Below are 12,708 nucleotides of genomic sequence, written 5' to 3' on the forward strand. Positions count from 1 at the left end.
TAAAAAAACCCGCCGAAGCGGGTTTTTTATTGTGGTCGGCAACGATTAATCGTTGTCAGAACCGCCCAGGCCTGCGTTCAGCAGTTCTGCCAGGCTGGCAGACGCATCTTCAGCAGTAACCTGCGGTGCAGCTGGCAGTTCGCCCGCTGCGCGACGGCGCATACGATCCTGGTGGTACGCATAACCGGTACCTGCCGGAATCAGACGACCCACGATGACGTTCTCTTTCAGACCGCGCAGTTCATCACGTTTACCTGCAACAGCTGCTTCGGTCAGGACACGCGTGGTTTCCTGGAACGATGCTGCAGAGATGAAGGACTCGGTTGCCAGAGACGCTTTGGTGATACCCAGCAGATCGCGGGAGAACGTTGCACCCACTTTGCCGTTCGCTTCCAGCTCGCGGTTAGCGATCTTGACGCGGGAGTATTCAACCTGCTCGCCTTCCAGGAAGTCGGAGCTACCAGCGTTTTCGATGGTGGCTTTACGCAGCATCTGACGAACGATAACTTCGATGTGTTTATCGTTAATCTTAACACCCTGCAGACGGTATACGTCCTGAACTTCGTTAACGATGTAACGAGTTACAGCATGTACACCACGCAGACGCAGGATGTCGTGCGGCGCTTCCGGACCGTCGGAAACAACGTCACCACGTTCTACACGTTCACCTTCGAACACGTTGAGCTGACGCCATTTCGGAATCATCTCTTCGTAAGGTTCGCTACCGTCTACCGGAGTGATAACCAGACGACGTTTACCTTTGGTTTCTTTACCGAAGGAAATGATGCCGCTGATTTCAGCCAGGATTGCCGGCTCTTTCGGACGACGTGCTTCGAACAGGTCCGCAACGCGCGGCAGACCACCGGTGATATCCTTGGTACCGCCGGATTCCTGCGGTACACGCGCCAGGGTGTCACCAGAGCTGATCTGTACGCCATCTTCCAGCTGAACAATCGCTTTACCCGGCAGGAAGTACTGAGCAGGCATATCGGTGCCTGGGATCAGAACGTCGTTGCCCTGAGCATCAACAATTTTCAGTGCCGGACGCAGGTCTTTACCACCCGCAGTACGCTCTGCAGAATCCAGAACCACCAGAGAAGACAGACCGGTCAGCTCGTCGGTCTGACGAGTAATGGTCTGGCCGTCGATCATGTCAGTGAAGCGGACGAAACCACTCACTTCGGTGATAACCGGCATGGTGTGCGGATCCCAGTTTGCTACGGTTTCGCCGCCAGCAACCTGTTCGCCATCACCTTTCGCCATAACGGAGCCGTAAGGCACTTTATAGCTTTCTTTGGTACGACCGAATTCGTCGATCAGTTTCAGTTCGGTGTTACGTGAGGTGATAACCAGTTTACCGCTGGAGTTCACAACCGACTTCGCATTGCTCAGACGGATGCTACCTTTGTTTTTCACCTGGATGCTGGATTCAGCAGCCGCACGAGATGCCGCACCACCGATGTGGAACGTACGCATCGTCAGCTGTGTACCCGGTTCACCGATGGACTGTGCCGCGATAACGCCGATTGCTTCACCTTTGTTGATGATGTGGCCACGCGCCAGGTCACGACCGTAGCAGTGCGCACATACACCAAAGTCGGTGTCACAAGATACAACGGAACGGACTTTAACAGAGTCAACGGAGTTCTCTTCCAGCAGATCACACCACTGTTCGTGCAGCAGCGTGTTGCGTGGAACCAGAATATCCGCCGTACCCGGCTTCAGAACGTCTTCAGCAGTTACACGACCCAGAACGCGATCGCGCAGCGGCTCTTTAACGTCACCACCCTCGATAACCGGGGTCATGGTGATGCCTTCCAGAGTGCCGCAATCGTCTTCAGTAACAACCAGGTCCTGCGCGACGTCAACCAGACGACGAGTCAGATAACCGGAGTTCGCTGTTTTCAGTGCGGTATCCGCCAAACCTTTACGAGCACCGTGAGTAGAGATGAAGTACTGGAGTACGTTCAGACCTTCACGGAAGTTCGCGGTGATTGGCGTTTCGATGATGGAGCCATCTGGCTTCGCCATCAGACCACGCATACCAGCCAGCTGACGAATCTGTGCTGCAGAACCACGCGCACCGGAGTCGGCCATCATGTAGATGCTGTTGAAGGAAACCTGCTGCTCTTCTACGCCGTCACGGTTAATAACGGTTTCGGTTTGCAGGTTATCCATCATCGCTTTGGATACACGATCGTTCGCCGCAGCCCAGATATCGATAACTTTGTTATAGCGTTCGCCCGCGGTTACCAGACCAGACTGGAACTGCTCCTGGATCTCAGCAACTTCAGCTTCCGCTTCAGAGATGATCTCGTGTTTCTTCTCTGGGATGACCATGTCATCAATACCAACAGATGCACCTGAACGCGCTGCATATGCAAAGCCGGTGTACATTGTCTGGTCAGCGAAGATAACGGTCGGCTTCAGGCCCAAAATGCGGTAACAGGTGTTCAGCATTTTGGAGATAGCTTTCTTGCCCAGCGCCTGGTTGACGATGGAGAAAGGCAGACCTTTCGGTACAATCATCCACAGAATTGCACGGCCAACGGTCGTGTCTTTCAGGCTGGTTTTCGCAACGAATTCGCCGTTTTCATCTTTTTCGTATTCGGTGATACGCACTTTAACGCGCGCATGCAGAGAGGCCAGACCTGCGCGATAGATACGCTCAGCTTCTTTCGGGCCAGTCAGCACCATGCCTTCGCCTTTGGCGTTAACACAGTCACGGGTCATGTAGTACAGACCCAATACAACGTCCTGAGACGGAACGATGATAGGCTCGCCGTTCGCCGGAGACAGGATGTTGTTGGTAGACATCATCAGCGCACGCGCTTCGAGCTGGGCTTCCAGCGTCAGCGGTACGTGAACAGCCATCTGGTCACCATCGAAGTCGGCGTTATATGCCGCACAAACCAGCGGGTGCAGCTGGATAGCTTTACCTTCGATCAGTACCGGTTCAAATGCCTGGATACCCAGACGGTGCAGTGTTGGTGCACGGTTCAGCAGTACCGGGTGTTCGCGGATAACTTCGTCCAGGATATCCCAAACGACAGCTTCTTCACGCTCAACCATTTTCTTAGCGGCTTTGATGGTGGTGGCCAGGCCACGCAGTTCCAGCTTGCCGTAGATGAACGGTTTGAACAGTTCCAGTGCCATTTTCTTCGGCAGACCGCACTGATGCAGACGCAGGTATGGACCTACGGTGATTACAGAACGACCGGAGTAGTCAACACGCTTACCGAGCAGGTTCTGACGGAAACGACCCTGCTTACCTTTGATCATGTCGGCCAAAGATTTCAGAGGACGTTTGTTAGAACCGGTGATCGCACGACCGCGACGACCGTTATCCAGCAGGGCGTCAACCGCTTCCTGCAGCATACGTTTTTCGTTGCGTACGATGATGTCCGGCGCAGCCAGATCCAGCAGACGCTTCAGACGGTTGTTACGGTTGATAACGCGACGATACAGATCGTTCAGATCCGACGTTGCGAAACGACCACCATCCAGCGGAACCAGCGGACGCAGATCTGGCGGCAGAACCGGCAGAACGGTCAGGATCATCCACTCTGGCTTGTTGCCAGACTGTACGAAGGCTTCCAGCAGTTTGATACGCTTGGTCAGCTTCTTACGCTTGGTTTCGGAGTTGGTTTCGTTCAGCTCTTCGCGCAGAGTTTCACACTCTTGCTCCAGATCCATGCTTTTCAGCAGAGCCTGGATAGCTTCCGCACCCATCTTCGCGTCGAATTCGTCACCGAACTCTTCCAGCGCGTCCAGATACTGCTCTTCAGTCAGGATCTGTTGACGTTCCAGGTTAGTCATACCGCCTTCGATAACTACATAAGATTCGAAGTACAGTACGCGCTCGATATCGCGCAGCGGCATATCAAGCAGCAGGCCGATACGGGACGGCAGAGATTTCAGGAACCAGATGTGGGCAGTCGGAGACGCCAGCTCGATGTGGCCCATACGCTCACGGCGTACTTTAGTCTGGGTCACTTCAACGCCGCACTTCTCACAGATCACACCACGGTGTTTCAGGCGCTTGTACTTACCGCACAGGCACTCGTAGTCTTTTACCGGCCCAAAGATACGGGCGCAGAAAAGGCCGTCACGTTCAGGTTTGAACGTACGGTAGTTGATGGTTTCCGGCTTCTTAACTTCACCGAAAGACCATGAACGGATCATGTCTGGCGAGGCCAGAGCAATTTTGATCGCATCAAACTCTTCGGTTTTAGTCTGCGCTTTCAGAAACTTTAATAAATCTTTCACGGATTTGCTCCCGTCGGAGTTAGCACAATCTGGCGCTGGCTGTTACGCCAGCACCAGTGACCTGTTTGATCGAGAGTTACTCGTCTTCCAGCTCGATGTTGATACCCAGCGAACGAATCTCTTTCAACAGTACGTTGAAGGATTCCGGCATGCCTGGTTCCATCTGATGGTTGCCGTCCACGATGTTTTTATACATCTTAGTACGACCATTCACGTCATCAGACTTAACGGTGAGCATTTCCTGCAGGGTGTATGCTGCGCCATATGCTTCCAGCGCCCACACTTCCATCTCCCCGAAGCGCTGACCACCGAACTGCGCCTTACCACCCAGCGGCTGCTGAGTAACCAGGCTGTAAGAACCGGTAGAACGCGCATGCATCTTGTCATCAACCAGGTGGTTCAGTTTCAGCATGTACATGTAGCCAACGGTAACCTGGCGCTCGAACTGCTCACCGGTACGACCGTCGAACAGTGTGATCTGACCGGAAGTCGGCAGGCCACCCAGCTGTAACAGTTCCTTGATTTCAGACTCTTTCGCACCGTCGAATACCGGCGTTGCGATCGGCATACCTTTTTTCAGGTTTTCAGCCAGACGCAGAACTTCTTCATCGCTGAAGGTATTCAGGTCAACTTTCTGACGAACATCTGAACCCAGATCGTAAGCACGCTGGATGAACTCGCGCAGTTTCGCGACTTCCTGCTGCTGTTTCAGCATGGCATTGATCTTATCGCCAATACCTTTTGCAGCCATACCCAGGTGGGTTTCAAGGATCTGACCGATGTTCATACGCGATGGTACGCCCAGCGGGTTCAGTACGATATCTACCGGCGTACCGTTAGCATCGTGTGGCATATCTTCGATCGGGTTGATCTTAGAGATTACACCCTTGTTACCGTGACGACCTGCCATCTTATCACCAGGCTGGATCCGACGTTTAACCGCCAGATAAACCTTAACAATCTTCAGCACGCCCGGTGCCAGATCGTCGCCCTGAGTGATTTTACGGCGTTTCGCTTCGAGTTTTTTCTCGAATTCGTGTTTCAGTTCGTCGTACTGCTCAGCCAGTTGTTCCAGCTGATTTTGTTTCTCTTCGTCGGTCAGGCCGAGTTCTAACCAGCGGTCACGCGGCAGTTTGTCGAGCTTCTCAGCTTCAACACCACCGGAAACCAGCACAGCGTAGATACGGCTGAACAGGCCAGCTTCGAGGATCTGCAGTTCTTCAGACAGGTCTTTTTTCGCCTGCTTCAGCTGCATCTCTTCGATTTCCAGCGCACGTTTGTCTTTTTCTACGCCATCGCGAGTAAAGACCTGAACGTCGATAATCGTACCGGAAACACCGTTTGGCACGCGCAGAGAAGAGTCTTTAACGTCAGACGCTTTCTCACCGAAGATTGCACGCAGCAGCTTCTCTTCTGGCGTCAGCTGGGTTTCACCTTTCGGCGTTACCTTACCAACCAGAATGTCGCCACCGGTCACTTCCGCACCGATATAAACGATACCGGATTCATCCAGTTTGGAGAGCGCAGCTTCACCCACGTTCGGGATGTCAGCGGTGATCTCTTCTGGCCCCAGCTTGGTGTCGCGGGACACACATGCCAGTTCCTGAATGTGGATGGTAGTGAAACGGTCTTCCTGGACAACACGCTCGGATACGAGGATGGAGTCTTCGAAGTTGTAACCATTCCATGGCATGAATGCCACGCGCATGTTCTGACCCAGCGCCAGTTCACCGAGGTCGGTGGACGGACCGTCTGCCAGCACATCACCACGTTCAACCGGCTCGCCCAGAGATACACAAGGCATCTGGTTGATACAGGTGTTCTGGTTAGAACGGGTGTATTTGGTCAGGTTATAAATGTCGATACCTGCTTCGCCCGGGTACATCTCGTCTTCGTTAACTTTGATAACGATACGGGAAGCATCCACGTACTGAACAGTACCGCCACGTTTAGCAACTGCAGTAACACCGGAGTCAACGGCAACAGCACGTTCCATACCGGTACCAACCAGCGGCTTATCAGCGCGCAGAGTCGGAACTGCCTGACGTTGCATGTTCGCACCCATCAATGCACGGTTGGCGTCATCGTGTTCCAGGAACGGGATCAGGGACGCACCGACGGATACCACCTGCTGGGTGGATACGTCCATGTAGTCAACCTGGTCGCGGCTGAACAAGCTGGATTCGCCTTTGCTACGGCAGGTAACCAGATCTTCTACAAAGTGGCCTTCGTCATCCAGGTTGGAGTTCGCCTGAGCGATAACGTAGTTGCCTTCTTCGATAGCAGACAGGTAATGAATTTCGTCAGTTACAACACCGTCGGTCACTTTACGGTACGGAGTCTCGAGGAAGCCGTATTCGTTAGTCTGTGCATACACGGACAGGGAGTTGATCAGACCGATGTTCGGACCTTCAGGCGTTTCGATTGGACATACGCGACCGTAGTGAGTCGGGTGTACGTCTCGAACTTCGAAGCCTGCACGTTCACGGGTCAGACCGCCTGGGCCGAGTGCAGAGATACGACGTTTGTGCGTAATCTCAGACAGCGGGTTGTTCTGGTCCATAAACTGAGACAGCTGGCTGGAACCAAAGAACTCTTTCACTGCTGCAGAAATCGGCTTGGCGTTGATCATATCCTGAGGCATCAGGGTATCCAGATCGCCCAGAGACAGACGCTCTTTCACCGCACGCTCAACACGTACCAAGCCAACGCGGAACTGGTTTTCCGCCATTTCGCCTACGGAACGGATACGACGGTTGCCGAGGTGGTCGATATCATCGACTTCGCCTTTACCGTTACGGATATCGATGAGCTTCTTCATCACTTCGATGATGTCATCTTTGCTCAGGATACCGGAACCTTCGATTTCGTCGCGCAGCAGAGAACGGTTGAACTTCATACGACCAACCGCAGACAGGTCATAGCGGTCTTCGGAGAAGAACAGGTTCTCGAACAGGCTTTCAGCAGCTTCACGAGTCGGCGGCTCACCAGGACGCATCATGCGGTAGATTTCTACCAGTGCGCTCAGACGATCGTTGGTTGGGTCAACACGTACAGTTTCAGAAATGTACGGACCGTGGTCCAGATCGTTAGTGAACAGCGTTTCGATACGCTTGTGACCAGACTGGCTCAGCTTAGCCAGCAGATCCAGGCTCAGCTCCATGTTAGCTGCGCAGATCAGCTCGCCAGTAGATTCGTCAACGTAGTCTTTAGCGGCAACTTTACCAGCAATGTATTCAACCGGAACTTCGATATGTTTGATATCGTCTTTTTCCAGTTGGCGAATGTGGCGCGCAGTGATGCGGCGGCCTTTTTCGACGTAGACTTTGCCGTTAGCTTCAATGTCAAAGGAGGCGGTTTCACCACGCAGGCGTTCCGGCACCAGTTCCATCTGCAGCTTGTTGTCGCGAATTTCGAAAACAACTTTTTCAAAGAACAGGTCAAGGATCTGCTCAGTGGTGTAGTTCAGTGCACGCAGAATAATGGTCGCAGGCAGTTTACGGCGACGGTCAATACGTACAAACAGGTTGTCCTTCGGATCGAATTCGAAGTCCAGCCAGGAACCACGGTAAGGGATGATGCGCGCGTTATACAGCACTTTACCCGAAGAGTGGGTTTTACCTTTGTCGGAGTCAAAGAAGACGCCAGGACTACGGTGCAGCTGAGAAACGATAACACGCTCAGTACCATTGATTACAAAGGTACCGTTGTCAGTCATGAGCGGAATTTCGCCCATGTAGACTTCTTGTTCTTTAATGTCTTTTACGGTGCCTTCCGGCGCTTCGCGCTCGTAGATCACCAGACGCAGTTTTACGCGCAGCGGTGCGGAATAGGTCACGCCACGGATCTGACATTCCTGAACGTCAAACACCGGTTCGCCAAGGCGGTAGCTGACGTATTGCAGCTCGGAATTACCGCTGTAGCTCTGAATCGGGAAAACGGAACGGAAAGCTGCTTCCAGACCATACTGCCCTTCAGGATCTTGCTCGATGAACTTCTGAAACGAGTCAAGCTGGATAGAAAGGAGATAAGGTATGTCCAACACTTGTGGACGTTTACCAAAATCCTTACGAATACGTTTTTTCTCGGTATAGGAGTAAACCATTAGGGTTCCTCAGCTCGCTGACAAGTCGACCCATCTGTCCGACGAAGGGACAGTTTGTGCAACACTATTTTGTTGACCGGAAAATCGAATACTTTCCGCAATGCCTGTTGCTATCACGCTTAAACCATTTCATTGCGATTTACACAGAACTGATGCTCTGTCGCAGTATATTAAGACGTCGATAGAAACAAGCATTGAAAGGCACAGCAGTAGTCAAACAGTGTGAAATGCTACTGGCGCCTTACAGCGCAAAAAGGCTGGTGACTAAAAAGTCACCAGCCATCAGCCTAATTTCTTAGGCTGCAACCAGAAAAGTTGGCTTATTTAACTTCAACTTCAGCGCCAGCTTCTTCCAGAGATTTTTTCAGTGCTTCTGCGTCGTCTTTGCTGATGCCTTCTTTCAGGGCAGCCGGAGCAGATTCTACCAGGTCTTTAGCTTCTTTCAGACCCAGGCCAGTTGCGCCACGTACTGCTTTGATAACAGCAACTTTGTTAGCGCCAGCAGCTTTCAGAATTACGTCGAATTCAGTTTTTTCTTCAGCAGCTTCAGCCGGGCCAGCAGCTACAGCTACAGCAGCAGCAGCGGAAACACCGAATTTTTCTTCCATTGCAGAGATCAGTTCTACAACGTCCATTACGGACATAGCGGATACTGCTTCAATGATTTGATCTTTAGTGATAGACATTTAAATTGTTCCTGAAAATCAGAATAAGTTTATACGTAAGCAGATGCTTGAGAAAGATAACTGCGATTAAGCAGCTTCTTTCGCATCGCGTACAGCAGCCAGAGTACGAACCAGTTTGCCAGCCGAAGCTTCTTTCATGGTTGCCATCAGGCGTGCAATTGCTTCTTCGTAGGTCGGCAGAGTTGCCAGGCGATCGATTTGCGATGCCGGGATCAATTCACCTTCAAAGGCTGCGGCTTTGACCTCAAATTTTGCATTCGCTTTCGCGAACTCTTTGAACAGACGAGCAGCTGCGCCCGGGTGTTCCATAGAGTATGCAATCAGGGTCGGACCAACAAACGTGTCTTTCAGGCACTCGAACTGAGTACCTTCAACGACGCGGCGCAGCAGGGTGTTACGAACAACACGCATGTATACGCCAGCTTCACGACCTGCTTTACGCAGTTCAGTCATTTTATCTACAGTTACGCCACGGGAATCCGCAACTACTGCAGACAGCGCGCCTTTGGCTACTTCGCTGACTTCAGCAACAATCGCTTGTTTGTCTTGAAGATTTAAAGCCATTAGCTTTGCTCCTGGATGTTTGCCGGAACTCATGTTCCGGAACTCACTTCACTCTCCCCAACGGAAAGAGCGTCTAAATACGGTGAGCAGAAACAAGCCAGAGTATCAGAAATAATCTTAGCGTTCTGTCACCGTCTACGCAGGGCATTAAGTTTCTTACGAAACACCTGCGGTCTTCGACGGAGGCCTGGATAGGCCAGGCTCCAACGAACAAATCTTGTCTATCTGTCGCTATTCAATCTGTGCCGGCGTTGACTGCCTTCGTTCACACCAGTCACATAGTTAACTATGCTCCTGGCGATTCACTCAGTTGTCGCCTTGCCACAGCCTGAATATCTCGGATATACGTCTGCAATTAGCAGAAACGTGGGGGTAAGATTGTAGACAAAATCACCGCCCACGTAAAGGCGAATATTAGTTCGCCACAGTCGCAGTCAGACCGGACTGATCAACGGCAACACCAGCACCCATGGTGGTGGAGATGCTAACTTTCTTGATGTACACGCCTTTAGCCTGAGTCGGTTTCGCTTTTTTCAGCGCAACCAGCAGAGATTCCAGGTTTTCTTTCAGTTTGTCAGCGTCAAAATCCACTTTACCGATGGTGGTGTGGATGATGCCGTTTTTGTCGTTACGGTAACGAACCTGACCTGCTTTAGCGTTCTTAACAGCTTCAGCAACGTTAGGGGTTACAGTACCAACTTTCGGGTTTGGCATCAGCCCGCGCGGGCCCAGAACCTGACCCAGCTGGCCAACAACGCGCATTGCATCCGGGGAAGCAATAACAACGTCAAAGTTCATTTCGCCTTTCTTGATCTGGTCAGCCAGATCTTCCATACCTACCAGCTCAGCGCCTGCAGCTTTAGCAGCTTCAGCGTTTGCGCCCTGGGCAAATACGGCTACGCGAACGGAACGGCCAGTACCGTGCGGCAGTACAGTTGCACCACGTACGTTCTGGTCAGATTTACGAGCATCGATGCCGAGGTTAACGGCAACGTCTACGCTTTCTACGAATTTAGCAGTGGCCAGCTCTTTCAGCAGAGCAATAGCTTCGTTGATGTCGTACTGTTTAGTTGCATCAACTTTGTCACGGATCACGCGCATACGCTTGGTCAGTTTAGCCATTTCTTAATCCTCCACTACCAGGCCCATGGAACGTGCAGTACCTTCAATGGAGCGAGTCATCGCTTCAATGTCGGAACCAGTCATGTCGGCAGCTTTGGTCTGCGCGATTTCCTGCAGCTGAGCGCGGGAAATTTTACCCACTTTGTCTTTGTTCGGCTTACCGGAACCAGACTTGATACCAGCCGCTTTCTTCAGCAGAACTGCTGCCGGAGGCGTTTTGGTAACGAAAGTGAAAGAACGGTCAGCGTAAACGGTAATAACAACCGGGATCGGCAGACCTTTTTCCATGGAATCAGTTTTTGCGTTGAACGCTTTGCAGAATTCCATGATGTTCACGCCTTGTTGACCCAGTGCTGGACCTACCGGCGGACTCGGGTTAGCCATACCAGCTGCAACCTGCAGCTTGACGTAGGCCTGGACTTTCTTAGCCATTCTAAATTCCTCTAGTTGGGTTATAGCGCCTCAAGGAGGCTCCCCGTGATTAAATTCGTTTTACGGACAGGGTCCATAAAAACAAAAGGCGCGAAATTGTATTCCAATCTCGCGCCTTGTGCAACGATTAAATCGCCGCTTTTTTGATCGCTGGTTAGGCTTTTTCTACCTGGGCAAAGTCCAGTTCAACCGGGGTCGCACGACCGAAGATAGAAACAGAGACTTTCAGGCGGGACTTCTCGTAGTCCACTTCTTCAACCACGCCGTTAAAGTCAGCAAACGGACCGTCACTAACGCGAACCATTTCACCTGGTTCAAACATCGTTTTCGGACGCGGTTTATCGCCAACCTGCTGCAGACGGTTCATGATCGCATCGACTTCTTTGTCGCTGATCGGCGCCGGACGGTCAGATGTACCGCCGATAAAGCCCATCACACGCGGCACGCTGCGCACCAGGTGCCAGCTTGCGTCATTCATCACCATCTGGACCAGTACATAGCCCGGGAAGAATTTACGTTCGCTCTTGCGACGCTGGCCACCACGGATTTCGACCACTTCTTCGGTCGGCACCATGACTTCGCCAAACAGCTCTTCCATATTTTGTAACTTGATATATTCGCGCAGCGACGTGGCTACGCGGCCTTCAAAACCGGAAAACGCCTGAACGACGTACCAGCGCTTTTTAGGGGCTTCAGACATCTTAGAACCTCAGGCCAGTGATAAAGGATACCAGGCGAACCAGAATACCATCCAGTCCCCACAGGATCAGTGACATTACTGCGGTAACCGCAGCCACAATTAATGTGGTGTGCAATGTTTCCTGGCGAGTTGGCCAAATGACCTTACGGACTTCGGTTCTCGCTTCACGGGCAAAAGCAACGGTCGCTTTACCTTTTGTTGTCAACAGCGCGACACCACCCGCTGCGGCAATCAGAATCACTACGGCCAACGCACGCAGCGGCAGCATCATGTCACGATAGAGGTAGTTGCCAACGATAGCTACAAGCAGCAATACAGCGACAACAACCCACTTCATCGCTTCCAGGCCGCGCCCGCTTCCTTGAGCTTCGGTATTCGCACTCATAAACCAACCTGTCAGAAGTATTCTACAAACATTTTCACCCCGCGTAAGCGAGGCGATCCAAACCGAAATGCTCTGGTGCGTTTCGGACTAAACGCCCTCTTCAGAGCCTGTCTCAGCAATGATTATGACAAAAAAAATCACTGATGAGCCAGGTTCTGGTGTGAAAGCGTGCAAAAAGGGCATCAAATGATGCCCTTTTATTGCGCATTGCGTCAAATGTTATTCGGCAATTAGCTCATTACTTTGGCAACAACGCCCGCACCAACAGTACGGCCGCCTTCACGGATTGCGAAACGCAGACCGTCATCCATCGCGATTGGGTGGATCAGGGTAACAACCATTTTGATGTTGTCGCCCGGCATTACCATCTCTACGCCTTCCGGCAGTTCGATGGTACCAGTCACGTCAGTAGTACGGAAGTAGAACTGCGGACGGTAGCCTTTGA

At 52.0% G+C, this 12,708-nt stretch carries 8 protein-coding genes and 1 pseudogene; all 9 read right to left on the reverse strand.

Annotation, left to right across the window (positions count from 1 at the left end):
• Positions 1-45: 45 nt before the first annotated feature.
• Positions 46-4,269 carry a DNA-directed RNA polymerase subunit beta' gene (gene rpoC, locus BZK41_RS25740; protein ID WP_005132891.1) on the reverse strand — a complete coding sequence of 1,408 codons (4,224 nt, stop codon included), beginning with the start codon at positions 4,267-4,269 and terminating at the stop codon, positions 46-48.
• A 76-nt stretch (positions 4,270-4,345) separates the two neighbouring features.
• Positions 4,346-8,374, reverse strand: coding sequence for a DNA-directed RNA polymerase subunit beta (rpoB, locus tag BZK41_RS25745; protein WP_003033111.1), 4,029 nt, complete (start codon positions 8,372-8,374; stop codon positions 4,346-4,348).
• Positions 8,375-8,694: 320 nt separating this feature from the next.
• On the reverse strand, positions 8,695-9,060 hold the full coding sequence (rplL, locus tag BZK41_RS25750) for a 50S ribosomal protein L7/L12 (RefSeq protein ID WP_003033114.1): 366 nt from the start codon (positions 9,058-9,060) through the stop codon (positions 8,695-8,697).
• 66 nt (positions 9,061-9,126) lie between these two features.
• Positions 9,127-9,624 (reverse strand): 50S ribosomal protein L10, encoded by a 498-nt coding sequence (gene rplJ / locus BZK41_RS25755; RefSeq protein WP_001207203.1) that lies wholly within the window; start codon positions 9,622-9,624, stop codon positions 9,127-9,129.
• A gap of 414 nt (positions 9,625-10,038) precedes the next feature.
• Entirely contained in the window at positions 10,039-10,746 is a 708-nt protein-coding gene (rplA, locus tag BZK41_RS25765) for a 50S ribosomal protein L1 (RefSeq protein WP_003033119.1), read from the reverse strand.
• 3 nt (positions 10,747-10,749) lie between these two features.
• A complete protein-coding gene (rplK, locus tag BZK41_RS25770; protein ID WP_003033122.1) occupies positions 10,750-11,178 on the reverse strand; it encodes a 50S ribosomal protein L11 in 429 nt (142 codons plus the stop codon).
• Positions 11,179-11,332: 154 nt separating this feature from the next.
• Complete coding sequence (gene nusG / locus BZK41_RS25775) at positions 11,333-11,878, reverse strand: transcription termination/antitermination protein NusG (RefSeq protein WP_003033125.1); 546 nt, start codon at positions 11,876-11,878, stop codon at positions 11,333-11,335.
• 1 nt (position 11,879) lies between these two features.
• Positions 11,880-12,263 (reverse strand): preprotein translocase subunit SecE, encoded by a 384-nt coding sequence (gene secE / locus BZK41_RS25780; RefSeq protein ID WP_003033128.1) that lies wholly within the window; start codon positions 12,261-12,263, stop codon positions 11,880-11,882.
• 230 nt (positions 12,264-12,493) lie between these two features.
• Positions 12,494-12,708, reverse strand: a pseudogene (gene tuf, locus BZK41_RS25785) (elongation factor Tu); the annotation flags it as partial.

Source organism: Citrobacter sp. A316 (assembly GCF_002042945.1).
GTDB classification, from domain to species: Bacteria; Pseudomonadota; Gammaproteobacteria; order Enterobacterales; family Enterobacteriaceae; genus Citrobacter; species Citrobacter portucalensis.

Coding starts and splice junctions, on each gene's coding strand:
- nusG (WP_003033125.1), bottom strand. CDS start 11,878: ATGTCTGAAGCCCCTAAAAAGCGCTGGTACGTCGTTCAGGCGTTTTCC.
- secE (WP_003033128.1), bottom strand. CDS start 12,263: ATGAGTGCGAATACCGAAGCTCAAGGAAGCGGGCGCGGCCTGGAAGCG.
- rplJ (WP_001207203.1), bottom strand. CDS start 9,624: ATGGCTTTAAATCTTCAAGACAAACAAGCGATTGTTGCTGAAGTCAGC.
- rplL (WP_003033114.1), bottom strand. CDS start 9,060: ATGTCTATCACTAAAGATCAAATCATTGAAGCAGTATCCGCTATGTCC.
- rplA (WP_003033119.1), bottom strand. CDS start 10,746: ATGGCTAAACTGACCAAGCGTATGCGCGTGATCCGTGACAAAGTTGAT.
- rplK (WP_003033122.1), bottom strand. CDS start 11,178: ATGGCTAAGAAAGTCCAGGCCTACGTCAAGCTGCAGGTTGCAGCTGGT.
- rpoB (WP_003033111.1), bottom strand. CDS start 8,374: ATGGTTTACTCCTATACCGAGAAAAAACGTATTCGTAAGGATTTTGGT.